Source organism: Humibacter ginsengiterrae (assembly GCF_054780115.1).
Genome location: NZ_BAAGWY010000012.1, coordinates 122,533 through 139,756, shown reverse-complemented (window position 1 = coordinate 139,756; position 17,224 = coordinate 122,533). Strand labels below are relative to the sequence as shown.

At 67.6% G+C, this 17,224-nt stretch carries 17 protein-coding genes; 7 read left to right on the top strand and 10 right to left on the bottom strand.

The annotated features are described in order from the left end of the window. Positions 1 to 514 precede the first annotated feature (514 nt). Genes ACYVII_RS14435 through ACYVII_RS14425 form a run of 3 tightly spaced genes read left to right on the top strand, consistent with a single transcriptional unit; the run spans position 515 to position 3,448 of the window. Complete coding sequence (locus ACYVII_RS14435; protein ID WP_460536278.1) at positions 515 to 1,378, top strand: alpha/beta hydrolase; 864 nt, start codon at positions 515 to 517, stop codon at positions 1,376 to 1,378. Between the two features lie 31 nt (positions 1,379 to 1,409). Next, positions 1,410 to 1,982, top strand: coding sequence for a TetR/AcrR family transcriptional regulator (locus tag ACYVII_RS14430; protein ID WP_460536275.1), 573 nt, complete (start codon positions 1,410 to 1,412; stop codon positions 1,980 to 1,982). Next, positions 1,979 to 3,448, top strand: coding sequence for an MFS transporter (locus ACYVII_RS14425; RefSeq protein ID WP_460536273.1), 1,470 nt, complete (start codon positions 1,979 to 1,981; stop codon positions 3,446 to 3,448). The genes ACYVII_RS14430 and ACYVII_RS14425 overlap by 4 nt, the downstream gene beginning before the upstream one ends. On the opposite strand, the gene ACYVII_RS14420 is transcribed toward ACYVII_RS14425, so the two are convergent. From ACYVII_RS14420 to ACYVII_RS14405, 4 genes are read right to left on the bottom strand one after another with little or no spacing between them, the layout of a single operon-like run. Beyond that, positions 3,403 to 3,558, bottom strand: coding sequence for a hypothetical protein (locus tag ACYVII_RS14420; RefSeq protein WP_460536271.1), 156 nt, complete (start codon positions 3,556 to 3,558; stop codon positions 3,403 to 3,405). The two genes, ACYVII_RS14425 and ACYVII_RS14420, sit on opposite strands and share 46 nt — an antisense overlap. Positions 3,559 to 3,610: 52 nt before the next feature. Next, positions 3,611 to 4,636, bottom strand: a complete 1,026-nt coding sequence (locus ACYVII_RS14415; RefSeq protein WP_460536269.1) for an alpha/beta hydrolase — start codon at positions 4,634 to 4,636, stop codon at positions 3,611 to 3,613. A gap of 33 nt (positions 4,637 to 4,669) precedes the next feature. Beyond that, a complete protein-coding gene (locus tag ACYVII_RS14410) occupies positions 4,670 to 5,101 on the bottom strand; it encodes an SRPBCC family protein (RefSeq protein ID WP_460536266.1) in 432 nt (143 codons plus the stop codon). Further along, a complete protein-coding gene (locus ACYVII_RS14405; protein ID WP_460536264.1) occupies positions 5,098 to 5,505 on the bottom strand; it encodes an ArsR/SmtB family transcription factor in 408 nt (135 codons plus the stop codon). The genes ACYVII_RS14410 and ACYVII_RS14405 overlap by 4 nt, the downstream gene beginning before the upstream one ends. 65 nt (positions 5,506 to 5,570) lie before the next feature. Between ACYVII_RS14405 and ACYVII_RS14400 the strand changes: the two genes are divergently transcribed. Then, positions 5,571 to 5,948, top strand: coding sequence for a nuclear transport factor 2 family protein (locus ACYVII_RS14400; protein WP_460536261.1), 378 nt, complete (start codon positions 5,571 to 5,573; stop codon positions 5,946 to 5,948). 86 nt (positions 5,949 to 6,034) lie between these two features. Here the strand turns inward: ACYVII_RS14400 and ACYVII_RS14395 are convergent, their stop codons facing one another. The 3 genes from ACYVII_RS14395 to gabT are packed head-to-tail and all read right to left on the bottom strand — an operon-like array spanning position 6,035 to position 10,293. Further along, complete coding sequence (locus tag ACYVII_RS14395) at positions 6,035 to 7,408, bottom strand: flavin monoamine oxidase family protein (protein ID WP_460536258.1); 1,374 nt, start codon at positions 7,406 to 7,408, stop codon at positions 6,035 to 6,037. 54 nt (positions 7,409 to 7,462) lie between these two features. Then, complete coding sequence (locus ACYVII_RS14390; RefSeq protein WP_460536256.1) at positions 7,463 to 8,929, bottom strand: NAD-dependent succinate-semialdehyde dehydrogenase; 1,467 nt, start codon at positions 8,927 to 8,929, stop codon at positions 7,463 to 7,465. Continuing rightward, positions 8,923 to 10,293 carry an aspartate aminotransferase family protein gene (gene gabT / locus ACYVII_RS14385; RefSeq protein ID WP_460536254.1) on the bottom strand — a complete coding sequence of 457 codons (1,371 nt, stop codon included), beginning with the start codon at positions 10,291 to 10,293 and terminating at the stop codon, positions 8,923 to 8,925. The genes ACYVII_RS14390 and gabT overlap by 7 nt, the downstream gene beginning before the upstream one ends. A gap of 255 nt (positions 10,294 to 10,548) precedes the next feature. Between gabT and ACYVII_RS14380 the strand changes: the two genes are divergently transcribed. The 3 genes from ACYVII_RS14380 to ACYVII_RS14370 all read left to right on the top strand — a co-directional run bounded on the left by ACYVII_RS14380 (position 10,549) and on the right by ACYVII_RS14370 (position 13,729). Next, complete coding sequence (locus tag ACYVII_RS14380; protein WP_460536251.1) at positions 10,549 to 11,865, top strand: PucR family transcriptional regulator ligand-binding domain-containing protein; 1,317 nt, start codon at positions 10,549 to 10,551, stop codon at positions 11,863 to 11,865. 62 nt (positions 11,866 to 11,927) lie between these two features. After that, a complete protein-coding gene (locus tag ACYVII_RS14375; RefSeq protein ID WP_460536249.1) occupies positions 11,928 to 12,416 on the top strand; it encodes a hypothetical protein in 489 nt (162 codons plus the stop codon). A gap of 299 nt (positions 12,417 to 12,715) precedes the next feature. Continuing rightward, positions 12,716 to 13,729: an agmatine deiminase family protein gene (locus ACYVII_RS14370; protein ID WP_460536280.1), complete on the top strand. Its 1,014-nt coding sequence runs from the start codon at positions 12,716 to 12,718 to the stop codon at positions 13,727 to 13,729. On the opposite strand, the gene ACYVII_RS14365 is transcribed toward ACYVII_RS14370, so the two are convergent. The 3 genes from ACYVII_RS14365 to ACYVII_RS14355 all read right to left on the bottom strand — a co-directional run bounded on the left by ACYVII_RS14365 (position 13,730) and on the right by ACYVII_RS14355 (position 17,212). Beyond that, positions 13,730 to 14,932 carry a glycoside hydrolase family 3 N-terminal domain-containing protein gene (locus ACYVII_RS14365; protein WP_460536247.1) on the bottom strand — a complete coding sequence of 401 codons (1,203 nt, stop codon included), beginning with the start codon at positions 14,930 to 14,932 and terminating at the stop codon, positions 13,730 to 13,732. Positions 14,933 to 15,056: 124 nt separating this feature from the next. After that, positions 15,057 to 16,490 (bottom strand): dicarboxylate/amino acid:cation symporter, encoded by a 1,434-nt coding sequence (locus ACYVII_RS14360; RefSeq protein WP_460536245.1) that lies wholly within the window; start codon positions 16,488 to 16,490, stop codon positions 15,057 to 15,059. A 179-nt stretch (positions 16,491 to 16,669) separates the two neighbouring features. After that, positions 16,670 to 17,212 carry an AAA family ATPase gene (locus ACYVII_RS14355; RefSeq protein ID WP_460536243.1) on the bottom strand — a complete coding sequence of 181 codons (543 nt, stop codon included), beginning with the start codon at positions 17,210 to 17,212 and terminating at the stop codon, positions 16,670 to 16,672. Positions 17,213 to 17,224 lie beyond the last annotated feature (12 nt).

Sequence of the window (17,224 nt, the reverse complement as noted above, 5' to 3'; positions counted from 1 at the left end):
CGTCAACAGCACCTCATCACCGAGACCGTGCACACCCGTCGCGGGCAGCACGTCATCCAGCGCCGCCGTGAGCGCGACGAACGCATCCGACAGTGCCGCCGCAGGTTCGGCGACCGGTGCGTTCGAGCTGCTCATACAACCAAGTCAAGCAGCACCCACCGACATTCCGAACCGACTCCTGACCAGGTACTTTACCTGTGGACAACCCGACCGAACAGGCACCTGTGGACGGAAAGAACCCCGGGCGCGAGGGCAAGAACCTCAAGGCGAGAGGGCGGCACGACAACGGCCCGAGTTCGAGGGAAAGGGACCCGACCCCGAGCGACAGGTGGACGAGCCGCGCCGTGCAGTGCCGTGCACGGTTTCGAAACGCGGCCTGCCGGGCACGTGAGCCGCACTGACCGTCGCTGGCAGCCTCGCACTCGTCGCCGCAGCGATCACAGCGTTCCGCTACCTGGCGGTCGAAAGAGCAATCGCAGTGACCGGACCAGCACCTGACAGCTAGCGTTGGCCCGTGACCGATGCCTTGCCGTACGTCCGGTTGCCGATCCAGCAGGAGGGCATCCGTTACACGTACGGGCCGGACTCATCGCCCCGGCCTGGGGTCAAGGTTGGGCATATCGAAGACCTCGTGCTCGATCACAGCACGAGGTATCCCGGCACATCGCGCCGGGTCTGGATCCACGCGTCGCACGGACATCAACCGCACGAGCCGGCCGCAATCATGTTCTTCAATGACGGATGGCTGTACCTCGACCCCGACGGTGATGTGCGCGCCGGAACCGTGCTGGACAATCTCGCGGCAAGTGGCGCCATTCCGCCCACGATCGGAGTTTTCGTAGACCCGGGAACCCGCTTTGTCGACGGCGTCGCACAGAAGAACCGGAACGTCGAATACGACGCATTCGACGCATTCGACGCACGCTACGCTGACTTCCTGCTGCACGAAGTTCTGCCACTGGTGGGCTCCCGGTTCGCCATTGCAGGCGACCGCCGCATGCGAGCCATCTGCGGTGGGAGCAGTGGTGGCAATGCCGCTTTCACGGCAGCGTGGATGCGCCCGGAGAGCATCGGCAGGGTCATCGCTTTCAACTCGAGCTTCGCGCAGATGCCCGGCGGCAATCCTTACCCACGCCTCCTCGCAGAGGCACCGCAGCGTCCGTTGCGGATCTTGCTTCACGCGGCCCATCGGGACGTGAACTGGAACCAGCCGGCATCGAACTGGTTCGCCGAAAACCTCAAGACCGCCGCCGCGCTTGCCGAGAACGGTTATGACTTTCGACTCGTCGTCGGCGATGGCGGCCACAATCCGAACCATGCCGGCGTTCTCCTGCCCGATGCCTTGCGGTGGCTGTGGCGAGAGCGCCTCTCGCAATAGTTACTAGTTACTATCCACTAACATCTCTGCCATGACTGAGCGGATGCGCGGTGCCGACCGCCGCGCGCAGGTATTGGAGATCGCGGCGCGCGAGTTCGCACAGCACGGCTTGCACGGAGCATCCACCGAGGCGATCGCCAGGGAGGCGGGGATCACGCAGGCGTATGTGTTCCGCATGTTCGGCACGAAGAAGGCGCTGTTCCTCGAACTCGTCACAACCGCGTTCGACCGAGCCAGCAACGGCATGCTCCAGGCGAGCGACGGAACCGAGGGGCGAGAGGCGCTGAGCCGCATGGGCGCCCGGTACTACGACCAGCTCGAGAACCGCACGTCGCTGCTCCTCCAGTTGCAGGGCTACGCCGCCTGCGGCGACCCCGACGTGCAGACGGCCGTCCGCAAAGGGCTCGCCGGCATGTGGCAGGTCGTCGCTGACGCGACCGGGCTGGATGCGGTGACCGTCAAGTCGTTCCTGGCGTACGGGATGCTGCTCAACGCGGGCGCCGCGATCGACATCGAGGAGGTGCGCGAGCCGTGGGCCGACGGCATCCGCACGCGCATCATGCCGGGGCTGTTCGAGCACATCACGTCCGAGACGAATCGGTGAAAACGGCAAAGCATCTCGACGCCGCGCTCGTCGCCATCGCGTTTCTCGGTGCCGTGATCGGCGGAGTCGGCGCGCCGCTGATCACGTCCGTCGCGCTGAACCTGCATGTGCCGCTGGATGCCGCGCAATGGACGCTCACGGTGACACTCTTCGCAGGTGCGATCGCCGCGCCGGTGCTCGGCAGACTCGGCACAGGCGAGCACCGACGCGCGAGCATCCTGGTCACCAGCTCCCTCGTGGCGCTCGGCGGACTACTCACCGCGCTACCGCTGCCTGCAGGTGCGCTGCCCTTCACGGTGCTGCTGCTCGGACGCGCCCTGCAGGGCCTCGGCCTCGGCCTGATCGCGTTGCTGATGAGTGTCGCGCGCGACCACGTGCCCGGCGAGCGCGCACACTCCACGATCGCGACGATCTCCGTCGCGGGCACAGTGGGCGTCGGGGTCGCCTACCCGCTCATGGGTCTCATCGATCAGGTCGCAGGACTCCGCATCGCGTACGGCGTCGGCTTCGTGATCTCGCTCGCGGCCGCGCTGATCGCGTGGCGAACGATCCCGAAGGATGCTCCACGCCCGTTGGATCCCGCGCGCCAACCGGATGCCCCGCGCCGAACGGATGCCCAGAGCGCGAGCACCAGGATCGACTTCCCGGGCGCGATCCTGCTGGCTGTCGGCACCCTCGGCGTGCTGCTCGCGGTGGCGCAACCCGTAGTGTGGCGGATGCCGTGGGCCGGGGCATCCATTCTCGCCGCCTCCACCATGGCTCTCGCCGCCTGGATCGCGGTCGAACGGCGGGCTGCAGCGCCACTAGTCAACGTGCGCCTACTCGCTCGTGGCGGCCTGCTACTCACCAACGCAGCCATGCTCACCGCCGGCGTCGGCATGTATCTGCTGTTCTCGCTTCTCACGCGGTACGTGCAGACACCGAGCAGCGCAGGATACGGGTTCGCGCTCCCGGGCGTCTTGGCAGGCGCTGCCCTCATCCCGTTCTCCGTGCTCGGGTTCGTCGCAGGCCGACTCACGCCGTGGTTGACCAACCGTGTCTCCACCCGCTGGACCTTCGCGATCCACGCCGCCTTCGTCATCCTCGCCGCGGTCGTGTTCGCCCTCGCTCCCAGCCTGCTCGCTGCGGTCCTGGCTTCCATGGCGCTGCTCGGGTTCGGCGTCGGCGGAGTCTCCGCGATCATGCCGAGACTCGTGCTTCAGGATGTTCCACAGCAGGAGACGTCCAGCGTTCTGTCCGTCAACCAGATCGTGCGCAGCGTCGGGTTCAGCATCGGCAGCGCCGTCGCGGGCCTCCTGCTCGCCACCACGACCCCGTCGGGTGCACTTCTCCCGGACGCACAGGGCTACACCGTCGCCGCGCTCTACGTACTCCCGCTGCTTTTGCTGAGTGCCGTTCTGGCTGCGGTGGGCAAGTCGCGTCACGTACCAGGCGGCACACCACGGTCCGCCGGAGACAGGTTGTAGACGATGCCGTACTTCAGTTCCGCGTCGGCGACGTCACCGCTGATGGGGTTGAGGTAAGAGAAGTCGTCGGCGGTGATGCCGAAGCGTGCATTCGGCGCGACTGCGAGCACGGGGTACACGCAGCCGGCAGCGTTCGGCTTTCCTGCGGCGTCCGACGCGAACTCATCCGATCGTTCCGAGAAACGCGATGGTGGATGCCAGTGCCGACCGCGCCGCCGCGTGGTTCAGGTGGAACTGGTACTCGTGTTCGAGCGGCGGGTTCTCGCCCGCAGGGTAGAAGACGCTCGTCACCGGCACGCCGAGGGCCTTCAGTTTCGCCGCCATGGGCTTCGACTGCGAAACCGTGAGCGGATCCGCGTTGCCGCCGGAGATCCAGGTGCGCGGGAAGTTCTTCGTGACGTGATCGATCGTCGTCATCGCCTCGCCGCCCGGCGTGTGAGACCAGTCCTTCGTACCCAGATACGCCCAGAGCGCGACCCGGAACCCCCATCCGCCGATGCCGGGAGCTTTCGGTATGCCCCGCACATCGTAGATGCCGCAGTTCAGGATGACCGCGGCCAGCTGGTCGGAGGTCAACGCCGGACGGATGCCCAGCCCTTTCGCGTACGCCTCGTTCGTCACCATCACCGCCAGTTGCGCCGCATACTGAGCGCCTGCGGAGTCCCCGGCGAGCACGATGTGCGACGGGTCGATGCCGAGCTCGGCAGCGTGATCGATGAGGTAGCCGAGCGCCGAGTTGAGCTGCTTCAGCGCCGTCGGATACTGCGCTTCCGGCGCCACAGTGTAGTTCAGGCTGATGCCGGTGTAGCCGTGCGAGGCGATCATCTCCACGTACGGGTCCACGTTCTCCTTGCTGCCGGAGATCCAGGCGCCGCCGTGGATCCACACCACGGTTGTACGCGGCTGCACCGGGCCCGAGGGCGCGTACAGGTCGAATGTGGTGTCGGATGATCCGCCGGATTCGTACGGCACGTTCATCCGCTCGCGAAGCCCGCTCGTCGGTGCGTACTTCAGCATCGTCTGCACCGTCTGGTGTGCGTTGATCTCGAAGACCGTTCGGATCAACAGGGCACTCGGCCACGGATTGACGAACGCGAACACCGTGCCGATGGCGAGCACGATGACGACGGATCCCCACGCAATGACGGCGTGCCGCCGGTACCACGGCACATGCCTTCGCTCCCCCACCCTGCCGACATTAGCGGCAGCTCGAGCTTCGGCTCAGGCTCCCGGCCGCCAGTCGTCGGTGCCGAGCGGATGCCCCGAGCCGGCTTCACGAAGCCGCGGCAGGAAGTGCGCCCAGCCGATGCGATGTCCGGGAACGCGGGCATCCGGAAGTCCGGAATGCGTGAGATCGACTCGCGTGCCCTCGTCGGTGGCCGTGAGCTCGAACGTCACTCGCGATGCTCCCGGCGGGAGGTCGTCGCTGCCGGCGAACCCCCACGACACCACGACGCGCTTCGGTGGATCGACCTCGAGGTAGTGCCCGCGCACGGGATAGCCTGCGACGTCGACCTCGAAGCGGCCGCCTGGCACCGGGTCGAGTGAGGCGTGCTGGCCCATCCAGGCGGTCATGCCGTCGTTCGTCACGAGATAGTCGAAGACCACTTCGGGCGCGGCAGCGATGTCGATCGAGGTGCGGAAGTCGGTCATGCGCCGGCGTCCCGACGACGCGATTCCGGCAGCGCATCGGCGCTACGACCCTCGGCCGCGGCCTTCAGCCGCGCGAGCTGCGCCGGCCAGAAGCCGTCGAGGTAGTCGCGCACCGCGGCGAGGCCGTCGGTGCGCACCACGAAGAGGTGCCGGGTGCCGTCGCGGGACTCCTCGACGAGTCCGGCATCCCGGAGCACACGGAGATGGTGCGACGTGACCTGCTGCGAGAGTTCCAGCTCGTTGGCGACGTCGCCAACGGCCTGCGGACGATCGCGCACCGCGGCCAGGATCGCCCGGCGGTTGCCGTCGGCGAGCGCGCGCAGCCCGCGGTCGATCTCGGCGTCGTGCTCATCAGCATCCGTTCCACGTTGATCCTCTACGCGCGCCGTCGCTTCACGTGCCATAGCGCAAGCCTAGCATTCACAACTTTCCCCTTGTACTCACGTATGTTTGTGCTTATGCTCCAGACATGAACACGACTCCTGCGGGTGTGGCCCGCGCGTACATCGAGGCGGTCGGGGCGCGCGACCTCGACACCGTCGACGGCCTCCTGGCCGACACACTCGAGGCTCGGGTCTCACCCGGAAGCTCCGACAAACAGCAGTGGATGTCTGCACTCGAACGCCTGCTGCCCGCGCTCGTGCGCAACGACATCCGCGATGTCTACGAGAACGGAGACCACGCCTGCGTCGTCTACGACTTCGTCACCGACACTCGCGCGGGTGCCGTGGTGTGCGTCGAGAACCTGCACGTCGCAGACGGCAAGATCACCGACATCGAGCTCGTCTTCGACAAAGTCGCCTTCGCTCCCGTGAACGAGGCCCTGAAGGCGCGCGCCTCGGCCTGACCGTCAGGCCCGATTCAAGTCGCGAAGTCGGTCGTTTTGAGACGCCATAACGACCGACTTCGCGACTTGAACGGGACTTGCGGCAGCTACAGCAGCTCACCGATCGCCGCGGCCGTGCGCCGGCCCATGCGGATAGCGCCGTCGACGTGCTGGTATCCGGCGCCGGCAAGGTCGCTGCACGAGAACCAGATCGGGCCGACGGGCTCGCGCAGGTCCGAGCCGTAGCGCTCGAGGCCGCCGAGGTCGAAGCTCGCGGCGTAGGCGCCGCGCGTCCATTCCTCGCTGCCCCAGTCGCTCTCGTAGTACACGATGGGCGAGAGCGCCTGCTCGCCGTAGTAGTGGGACAGGGACTCGAGGATGCGCCGCCTGCGCTCCTCTGCACTGAGTCGGAACACGTCGTCCGCGTTGCGGTCCGAGACGAAGCCGACCAACGTGCCGCGGGCATCCCCGTGGTTCGTGTTGTCGTACGCCTCGTGCACCAGCTCGTAGGGGCTGAACGCGGTGCCGCTCAAGCCCTCCTCGCGCCAGAACGGCGTCTCGTACACGGCGTGCACCTTGATGACGAATCCCATCGAGAGGTGCTGGTGCAGCTGCTGCTGCCTGCGGGGCAGAGGCGGCTCGAAGCTCACCCTGCTGATCAGGTGCGGCGGTACGGCGAGCACGGCCAAGCGGGCATCCACCTCGACGGAGTCGGTGACCGCGGTCACGCCGTCCGCACCCCAGCGCAGCGTGCGCACGGGACCGTTCAGCAGCACGTCGTCGCCGAGACGTTCCGCGAGGCGCAGCGGCACCTGCTGCAGTCCGCCGATGACGCGTTCGTTCAGGATGATGTCGGCATCCACCAGGTTGGAGAAGCTTCCGGCGGATGCCGCCATCAGGAGCGCCTGCAGCGCTGAGAACGCGTGTGCCGGCTTCGTGAGCATCGCGCCGGCGATGAACAGGGCGATGTTGTCGCGCGCCTCCTGGTCATCGGTCTGCGTCTCGAGCCAGCGTTCGAACGAGACGCGGTCGAGGGCGGCGGCATCCGGATGCTCCCATGGACGTTCCGGATCCATCTGCGCGACGAGCGCGTCCAGTTTCGCGATCAGCTCGACCATGATCTTCTCGGTGGGCGGGGCCACCGGGAAGATCTCGCCCTGGAACCGCTCGAGCACGCCGTCGCGCCCGATGTAGACGCTGTCGCCGGCGCGGTACCTCTCGTACCGTTCGAGGCCGAGTTCGGCGAGCGTGTCCTTGAGGGCATCCTGTTCGGGCGACACCCACTGCCCGCCGAGTTCGAGCATGGCCCCGTCGATCTCGTCGGTCCACAGCCGTCCGCCGACCCGGTCACGTGCCTCGAGCACGACCACACTGTGCCCGGCCTTCCGCAACTCCCACGCGGCGGTCAGCCCCGACGCCCCGGCCCCCACGACGACAACGTCCCGCTCCATCGAGCTCACCTCATTCTCACTTGCCCTCAACGGCACGCACGAGTACGCACGGGGATGCCCTGCCCGTGCCCTGCAATGCGAGGCCTACCCGAAAGGATTCGGCGTCAACGTGTACTTCGTCGACAGGTACTCGTGGATGCCCTCGAACCCTCCTTCGCGCCCCAACCCCGAGAGCTTGACCCCGCCGAACGGTGCCGCTGCGTTGGACACCACGCCGAGGTTCAGCCCCATCATGCCGGTCTGCAGGCGTTCGATCATCCGTTGTCCGCGGGCGAGGTCCTTGGTGTACACGTAGCCCACCAGGCCGTACTCCGTGTCGTTGGCGATGCGCACGGCTTCGTCCTCGTCGTGGAACGGCACGATCGCGACGACGGGTCCGAAGATCTCCTCGCGGAGGATGTCGCTGCCCGCCACGACGTCGGTGACCACGGTGGGCTCGAAGAACGTTCCGTCGCCCTCGATCTTCGATCCGCCGATGCGGAGGGTCGCGCCGCGGTCGACGGCATCCCTCACCAGTTCGGATGCCTTGGCCACGCCCTTGTCGTCGATGAGGGGTCCGATGGTGACGCCCTCGTCGGTGCCGCGACCGACCTTGAGCGCACGCACCCGCTCCGTCACCTTCGCCGCGAACTCCTCGGCGACTGACTCGTGCACGATGAACCGGTTGGCGGCTGTGCATGCCTCGCCGATGTTGCGGAACTTCGCCAGCATGGCGCCTTCGACGGCCTTGTCGAGGTCGGCGTCGTCGAACACGACGAACGGCGCGTTGCCGCCGAGCTCCATCGAGGTGCGCAGCACACCGGTGGCCGCCTGCCGAAGCAGCATCTGCCCGACCGGCGTGGAGCCGGTGAACGAGAGCTTGCGCAGCCGTGGGTCCTCGATGATCGGCTCGGACACCTTGCCCGATGTGGTCGTCGTGATCACGTTGACCACTCCGGCCGGCACCCCGGCGTCTTCGAGCAGCTTCGCGAAGTACAGCGTCGTCAGCGGCGTCAGCTCGGCCGGCTTCACGACCACCGTGCATCCGGCGGCGAGCGCCGGCGCGATCTTGCGCGTCGCCATCGCGAGCGGGAAGTTCCACGGTGTGATCAGGTAGCACGGGCCTACCGGATGCTGCGTCACGATCATGCGCCCGGTGCCCTCGGGGTTGATGCCGTAGCGCCCCGTGATGCGCACGGCCTCCTCGCTGAACCAGCGCAGGAACTCGCCGCCGTACGTGACCTCGCCGCGTGCCTCCGCCAGCGGCTTGCCCATCTCGAGCGTCATGAGCAGCGCGAAGTCGTCTGCCCGCTCCTGCAGCAGGTCGAACGCCCTCCGCAGGATCTCGCCGCGCTTGCGCGGCGCGGTGGCCGCCCACTCGTCGCCTGCCGCGACAGCGGCATCGAGCGCGCGGATGCCGTCGGCGGGCGAGGCATCCGCTATCGACTTGAGCACTGCACCCGTTGCAGGGTCGTGCACCTTCAGCTCGCTCGGGCGATCACCCTCGACCCAGTCGCCGCCGATGTACAGCTGGCCGGGCACCTTCTCCAGGAGTTCTTGTTCGCTCAGCATTCCTTGATCGCCTTCCCCACGACATCCAGTCCTTCGTTCAGAAGCTCGTCCGAGATCGCCAGCGGCGGCAGGAACCGGATCACGTTCCCCCAGGTTCCGCACGTGAGCACGAGAACGCCTTGTCGGATGACCGCGGCGGCGACGCGCGAGGTGAGTGCGGCATCCGGTGCCCCGGTCTCGGGATTCACGAGCTCGATCGCCATCATGGCGCCGCGTCCTCGCACATCGCCGATGCGGGGGTCGGATGCCTTGAACTCGGTCAGCCGGCGCTGCAGGATGTCGCCCAGCTGGCGGGCCCGCGAGGCCAAGTCGTCCTGCTCGTACGTCTCGATGGTGGCGAGAGCCGCGGCACACGCGATGGGGTTGCCCCCGTACGTGCCGCCGAGGCCGCCGACTTGTGAGGAGTCCATGATCTCGGCGCGTCCCGTGACGGCGGAGAGCGGAAGGCCGCCGGCGATGCCCTTCGCGGTCGTGACGAGGTCGGGCACGATGCCGAACTGCTCGCTGGCGAACATGGTGCCGGTGCGGGCGAATCCGGTCTGCACCTCGTCGGCGATGAACACCACGTCGTTGTCGTTCGCCCACTTCTGCAGCGCAGGGAGGAATCCTTCGGCCGGGACGACGAAGCCGCCTTCGCCCTGGATGGGCTCGATCAGGATGGCCGCGAGGTTCTCGGCGCGCACCTGCACCTCGATCTGCGCGATCGCGCGAGCGGCGGCATCCGCTCCGCTGAGACCGTCACGGTACGGGTACGACATCGGCACCCGGTACACCTCCGGCGCGAACGGACCGAATCCGTTCTTGTAGGGCATGCTCTTGGCCGTGAGCGCCATGGTGAGGTTCGTGCGCCCGTGGTACGCGTGGTCGAAGACGACGACGCCCTGTTTCTTCGTGTAGTGCCTGGCGATCTTCACTGCGTTCTCGACGGCTTCGGCCCCGGAGTTGAAGAGTGCGCTGCGCTTCGGGAAGTCGCCAGGCGTGAGCCGGTTAAGCGCCTCGGCGACCTCGACGTAGGAGTCGTACGGCGAGATCGTGAAGCAGGTGTGCGTGAACTGCGCCACCTGCCGCTGCACGGCCTCGACGACGCGCGGCGCGGAGTTGCCGACGCCGGTGACCGCGATGCCGCTGCCGAGGTCGATGAGCGAGTTGCCATCCGCGTCAACGAGCACACCGCCACCGGCGGCCACCGTGGCGACCGGAACAGTGTGGCCGACACCCTTCGCGACGGCCTCGGCCTTGCGCTCGAGCAACCGGCGGGACTGCGGCCCCGGAATCTCGGTGACGAGCCGACGCTCCTGCGGCAGCTCGGGCCCTCCTGTGGGTACGGCGGGTGCAGCGCCTGACTGCGTGTCGACGATGGTCATCTTTGCCTCGATTCGTCTGGAGTGAGGGTTCAGCCCCGCCGTCGGTTCACAACTCCTGCAGTTCGTGACCCGCACAGTGTCCGACCCGTGTGATCCCGCGATGCAGCGTGGCCGCGCGTCGTTTCTGCAGGAGTTACGAACCGAGCGCAGGTGACTACGACGGTCTTGCGCCAAGGCTAGAACGACGCGCAATGCCCATACCTGTACACCTTGTACATCGAATGCCACTCGCTGGCCAGTCTGTACAATCGGCACATGCCGACCCCCACTGTCCGGGTTCTGCTCGGCCACCGCGAACTGGGGCTGCGTCTCCTCACCCCCGCGAACGGCCTGCCGACGGATGCCCTCGACGCCCAGGTCTCGTGGGTGCACAGTTCCGACCTGACGGACCCGACGCCCTTCGTCATTCCCGGGCAGGTGCTGCTCACGACGGGCACGCAGTTCGCCAAAGACGACTACCACGGCTACGTCGAAAGGCTCGCCGAGGCCGGAGTCGCGGGACTCGGCTTCGGCACGGATGTCGTGCGCGAGACCCCGGAAGGCCTCGCGGAATCCTGTCTCCGGGTGGGCGTGCCGCTGTTCGAGGTTCCCTACCGCACGCCTTTTATCGCCGTCGCGCGGTACGCGGCGGACCTCGTCGCGGAGCAGACGTATGCGCGCAACACCTGGGCACTCTCGGCGCAGCGAGCGGTTTCGCTCGCCGCGCTCCGCACCGACGGGCTGTCCGCGACACTCGCCGAGCTCTCCCGGCAGCTGGGCCGCTGGGTGGCACTGGTAGACGCGAGCGGCGCTGTCGCCCGGGTGTTCCCTTCGAGGGCGCTGACGGCATCCGCCCGGGCGAGCGTCGAGGCCGAGGCCGCACGGATGCTTCGCGCCCGCCGCCGCGCGGCATCCACGATCGTCGAAGACGCGACGGTCGTGTCACTGCAAACCATCGGTGCCAGCGACCGGCTGCTCGGGGTGCTCGCACACGGCGGAGACGACGAGGTGGATCAGGCGGCGCAGCAGGTCGTGACCGGGGTCGTCGCGCTCGCCGGGCTCGCCCTCGAACAGGGCCGCGCGCTCGAGTCCGCACACTCAGCCATGCGAAACGTGTTGCTGCGCGCGCTCGAGGACGCGCACGCCCTCGGACTCGAACTCGGCGACCCGAGCGGCCTGGCAGGTGCGGAACTCGCGGTCCTCGAGCGTTCGACGTCGCGCGTCGCGGCGAAGAAGCGGGCGGTGGCCGCATCTGCTCAGGCGTCCGCACAGTCGAGTTCCGCCGGCAGCGGTCGGGGGGATGCCGGAAGCGAGTTGCTCGCGGCGCTGGACGATGCGGATACGAGAGCTCGGGCATCCTCGCTACTCGCCCCGCTGAGCCCGCACGACCCCTCCGGCGTGCTCGCCGACTCACTGCTGACCTGGCTGGAGCACAACGGCGTGTACGACGCCGCCGCTCGGACACTCGGGGTGCACCGGCACACGCTGACGGCGCGCATCCGCACCGCGGAGCAGGCACTCCGGCGGGACTTCGACTCCTTCGCCGACCGCGCCGAGGTGTGGGCCGCGCTGCAAGCAGTGCGACGCGTTTGACGGGCCCGACGAGCACAGGCTGGCGAGGAATCGCTGTGGGTGGCCGCGATTAGCCTCGACTCATGAACGAAGTCTGGGGCCTCTTCATGCCGAACTGGATCGGAAGCATCGGCGGGCTCGCCTCTGCCGGTGTCGCGATCGCGGCGTTCGTGCAGAGCATCAGGAACAAGCGGTCCGTCCACTCGATGAAGGCGGCACTTGCTCCCGAGCCGGCGGCGCTCGCGGACGGCTCGCGCACGCCGAACGTCGCCGCCACCCCGCCCGTCGGCGAGCCGTGGTCACTGACCCGCGATCCGCGCGGCACGAGCGGGGGCTCGGAGATGACGATCGAGAACCGGTCCGATCGGCCGCTGACGCTCGTCGGCATCCAGCTCTTCAACGGCACCGGGTGGGCTCCGGTGCGACTCGACCGCCAGGACCGGGTGGATGCCGGCAGTTCACGCACGTTCACGCTCGCGGGCCTCGGCGGTCGCCCGAGCAACCTCAACGTCGTACGCCTCGCGTGGGTCGAGCAGGACGGCTCCATTCAGAGTCAGCGCATCCTGGTCTGATACGACAGGTTTTCCGGTGGGGCCCGAGGGGGAATGCAGTGACCAAGGATGACCGCGACAAGAAACCCGAGAACGACGAGAATGCGGGCGACGGCTCGGAGCTGTTCGCTGTGAACGCCACGGGCGAGATCGTCGAACTCGAGCTTGACGAAAGCAAGATCGTCGAACTCGAGCTTGACAAGAGGGAGATCGTCAAGCGGGAGGTCGTCGATCTGGAGATCGTCGGGCGGGAGGTGGACGAGACCGAGCCGAGCGAGACCGAGCCGGGCGAGACATCCGACGAGCGCTTCGCGTGGCGTATGCCCGCCGAGACGGAACCTCAGGACCGCGTCTGGATGGCGTTCCCGCCCGACGGCGGCTACCTCGGCGATACGGCCGGGGAACTGGACGAAGCACGCACCGCGTGGTGCGAGGTGGCGCACAGCATCCTGCGCTTCGAACCGGTGACCATGGTGGTCGCCCCGCACGATCTCGCAGCGGCCAGACGTTACCTCTCGCGTGAGATCGACCTCGTGACCGCACCGCTGGATGACGCGTGGATGCGCGACATCGGCCCCACCTTCGTGATCGGCGAAAACGGACGCCTCGGCGCCGTGACCTGGCGCTTCAACGGCTGGGGCGCACAGGACTGGGCGCAGTGGGGCAGCGACTCCGTGATCGGAGCACTCGTGGCCGCCCGCGCCGGAGTGACCCGCGTGGTGAGCGATCTGGTCAACGAGGGCGGCGCCATCCACGTGGACGGGCTCGGCACCGTGCTGCTCACCGAGACCGTGCAACTCGACCCCGGCCGCAACCCGGGACGCACGAAAGAGGATGTCGAGGCCGAGCTGGCCCGCACGATCGGCACCACGAATCCGATCTGGCTGAAGCGCGGGCTGTACCGCGACGCCAAACGCTTCGGCACGCGCGGCCACGTCGACATCGTCGCCACGATCCCTTCACCGGGTCGGATGCTCGTGCACAGCCAGCAGGATGCCTCGCACCCCGATCACAAGATCACTCGCGACATCCTCGACACGCTTCGCGCGTCCCGCACGGTCGACGGAGCGGAATGGGACATCGTCGAGGTGCCCGCTCCGCAGGTGCTGCGCGACGACGAGGACTTCGTCGACTACAGCTACATCAACCACCTGGTCGTCAACGGTGGCGTCATCGCGTGCACATTCGACGACCCGAACGACGAGCAGGCGCTGCACATACTCGAAGAGGCATATGACGGCCGCGAGGTGGTCGGAGTGGATGCCCGCGCCATCTTCGAGCGCGGCGGCGGCATCCACTGCATCACGCAGCAGCAGCCGAGCGTTGGGCCCTAGTCACCCGAACTGATAGCGCTTCAGCTCCACGACGCGACGCGCGGCCGCGTCGACCACTTTCGCGAACGCCGGGTCGGACTGCGCCTTCGCCACCACCGCCGCCACCATCGGCGCCGCGAGCGACGGCTCGGCCGAGACGAGCACGATGTCGACACCCGCCTGCAACGCGAGGATCGCCCGGTCCGCGGGCGACCATGCGGACGTCTGCTCCGCCGCCGAGAGATCGTCGCTCATGATCACGCCGTTGAAACCGAGCTTCTGGCGCAGAAGGCCGGTGACGATCGCGGACGAGAAGACCGCGGGACCGCCGGGGTCGAGCTGGGTGTAGATCGCCGTCGACATCATCACCACTCGGGCTCCGCGCTGGATCTCGGTGGCGAACACCCCGACGCTCGGGCTCGCCGCCGTGGTGGTGCTGTCGGTGACACCGGAGTCCGTGTCGGTGTTCGCGGTCACAGCGCCCAAGCCGGGGAAGTGCTTGATCACGGGAACGACGCCAGCGGTGTCCACGCCGGCGCGGAAGGCATCCGCGTGCGTCTCGATGGTGGCCGGATCGTAGCCGTACTGCCGGTCGAATCCGCCGATCGGCGGGTTGTTCGCGGCGGCCTCCGGCGACGCGATCAGATCGACCACCGGCGCGAGGTTCATGTTCACACCGGATGCCTTCAGCTCGCCTCCCCACCCGAGTGCGGCATCCTTCAGCGCGGCAGTATCCATCGCACCCTGCTGCAGTGCCGTCGGCATCTGGTCGAATCCAGGACCCTGCAGCACCTGCACCTCGCCACCCTCCTGGTCGGTGGCGACGAAGAGCGGCAGCCCTGCCGTCGCGTGCGCGGTGGCGAGCACGGTGAACCGCGACACGACGGCCTTCGTCGCATCGATGCCGCCGTGCGACCGCCCGGCGAGGAACACGTTGCCGACGTGCAGCGATGTCACCGCATCAAGCGTGGCCGGATCGGCGGCATTCGCCTGCGTGCCGACCATGAACAGCTGCCCCACCTTCTGCTGGAGCGTCATTCCTGCGAGCGGGTCCGTCGGTGTCGGCGTGGACGTAGGCGTCGGCCGATGACTGGGCGCGACGGATGCCGTGTGATGCGTCTGCGGAGTGGCTGCGGCACACCCGGTCAGAAGACCCGACCCGAGCGACCCGGCGAGCGCGACCACGGCGGCCGCGCGGAGCATCCGTGTCGTCGGCCTGCGCACCCGTCTAGCGTAGGCGGGCCGGCCTCTGGCGCGAGCCACCCGCAAAAGGCCGAGCCACCCGGATAACTGCGTCAGTTTTCCGGGTGGCTCGGCAATACAAGGGTGGTTGGACGGGAGCTGCCGCTCAGGCGGCGGCCGGCTCCAGCTCCTGCTCGTCCACGTCGTCGTCGTTGAACGGGTCGCTGGCGTTCCGCCGTGCGTTGTAGAGACCGAGGTTCAGGATGCCGTTGCGCTTGGCCACGATCGTCGGCACGAGCGCCTGCCCTGCGACGTTGATCGCGGTGCGGCCCATGTCGATGATCGGGTCGATCGCAAGAAGCAGGCCGACGCCGGCGAGCGGCAGGCCGAGCGTCGACAGTGTCAGCGTGAGCATCACGGTCGCACCCGTTGTGCCCGCCGTGGCGGCGGATCCGATCACCGCGACGACCACGATCAGAAGGTACTGCCCGAACGACAAGTGGATGCCGTAGAACTGCGCGACGAAGATCGAGGCGAGCGCCGGGTAGAGGGCGGCGCATCCATCCATCTTGGTGGTCGCACCGAGCGGCACCGCGAACGACGCGTACTCCCGCGGCACACCCAGGTTGCGCTCGGTGATGCGCTCCGTGAGCGGCATCGTGCCCATCGACGAACGGGAAACGAAGCCGAGCTGAATAGCCGGCCACGCGCCCGAGTAGTACTGCTTGATCGACAGTCCGTTGGTGCGAACGATGATCGGATACACGACGAACAGGATGATCACGAGCCCCACGTAGATCGAGATCACGAAGACGCCCAGCGAGCCCAGGGCATCCCACCCATACGTGGCGACGGCCTTGGCAATGAGCGCCAGAGTGCCGATCGGGGCCAGGCGGATGATCCACCACAGCACCTTCTGGATGATCGCCAGCACCGAGGTGGTCAGGGCGAGGAACGGCTCCGCCTTCTTGCCCACCATGAGCGCGGCGATTCCGATCGCGGCGGAGATCACGATGACCTGCAGCACGTTGAACGAGACCGCCGTGGTGACGGATGCCTGCGCGCCGGTCCCGACGACCTGGGACTGAGCGGACAGGCCGAACACGTTTGCCGGGATGAGTCCGGTGAGGAAAGCCCACCAGGAGCCGACATGGGTCGGGTCGGCGGCATCCGCCTTGCTGACATCGGTGTGCGAGCCGGGCTGCACGATGAGGCCGAGCGCGATTCCGATGAGCACAGCGATGAATGCCGTGATCGCGAACCAGATCAGCGTCTGCACGGCGAGCCGCGCGGCGTTGGACACCTTGCGCAAGTTGGCGATCGAGCTCACGACGGCGGTGAAGACGAGTGGCACAACCGCGGCGGTCAGCAGCGAGACGTAGGCGCCGCCGATCGTGGTCACGGTCGCCGTGAGCCAGTTCGGGTTCAGCGTCGTGCCGCCGAGCGTGCGGGCGATGAGACCGACCACGACACCGGCGACGAGACCGGCGATGACCTGCACGCCGAAGGAGGTGTACCAGGGCTTCGGCTTACGTCCGGGCTTGTCGCCCGCGGTGTCGTCGCCTGTCGGATGCCGGTCTGCCGAAGTCGTCGATGTCACGCCGAGACACGTTAGTGAGCGGCCGCGGTAAGCGGTTGCAGCGTGACGATCTGTTACGCGACCGGCCGGCGCATCCGCTCTCTCACCACCCCGATCCGCTCGATGCGCACAATTCGACACCACCGGCCACTGGACGGCGCCCTGCTGATGGCAGGACTGCGGCACGCTGCGAGCCTGCTCTACCCGCGAGTCGCTTCCGCCTCCGCGATCGCGGCCTCAAGCGACACCAGGGCACCCTCGCCGCTCGGGATTCGCACCGCTCGCGGCCGCGACGTCATGAAGTCCTCGAACTCGCTTACGACATCCGCCATGCGAATGGGAAGGGCACCGTGGGGATCAGCATCTGTGACCGACTCTGCCCGTGCCAGGAACCGAGCCTGCGCGATGGCCGCATCGATGCTCAGTGCGGTCTCGACGAACAACCCGTCACGGCGAGCAGCGGTCGCTGCGAGGCGTTCGATGAACTCCGGGCGACGAAGGTACTGCGGGACGACCACATCCCGACCACCGAGCAAGTGCGCTTCGATTCCCGCGATCGCGATGTCTCTTGCCGCGAGACCGGCATCGTGCAGCGCGTACCGCCATCCGCCGAGCATCGCTCGGATCGAGTCGACGTCGAGGCACAGTGGGAGCTGCTCGCCATGCTGGTCACACCACGACCTGGCAAGCGTCGTCTTGCCGCTGGCGGGCACGCCGTTGATCAGGATCAGCTTCGGAAGCACTGAAGCATCATC

Excerpts from the sequence above, each read along its gene's own strand:
- ACYVII_RS14370 (WP_460536280.1), top strand. The coding sequence starts at position 12,716 with ATGCCCGCCGAGACGGAACCTCAGGACCGCGTCTGGATGGCGTTCCCG.
- gabT (WP_460536254.1), bottom strand. The coding sequence starts at position 10,293 with ATGACCATCGTCGACACGCAGTCAGGCGCTGCACCCGCCGTACCCACA.
- ACYVII_RS14410 (WP_460536266.1), bottom strand. The coding sequence starts at position 5,101 with ATGACCGACTTCCGCACCTCGATCGACATCGCTGCCGCGCCCGAAGTG.
- ACYVII_RS14430 (WP_460536275.1), top strand. The coding sequence starts at position 1,410 with ATGACTGAGCGGATGCGCGGTGCCGACCGCCGCGCGCAGGTATTGGAG.
- ACYVII_RS14390 (WP_460536256.1), bottom strand. The coding sequence starts at position 8,929 with ATGCTGAGCGAACAAGAACTCCTGGAGAAGGTGCCCGGCCAGCTGTAC.
- ACYVII_RS14375 (WP_460536249.1), top strand. The coding sequence starts at position 11,928 with ATGAACGAAGTCTGGGGCCTCTTCATGCCGAACTGGATCGGAAGCATC.
- ACYVII_RS14380 (WP_460536251.1), top strand. The coding sequence starts at position 10,549 with ATGCCGACCCCCACTGTCCGGGTTCTGCTCGGCCACCGCGAACTGGGG.
- ACYVII_RS14405 (WP_460536264.1), bottom strand. The coding sequence starts at position 5,505 with ATGGCACGTGAAGCGACGGCGCGCGTAGAGGATCAACGTGGAACGGAT.
- ACYVII_RS14400 (WP_460536261.1), top strand. The coding sequence starts at position 5,571 with ATGAACACGACTCCTGCGGGTGTGGCCCGCGCGTACATCGAGGCGGTC.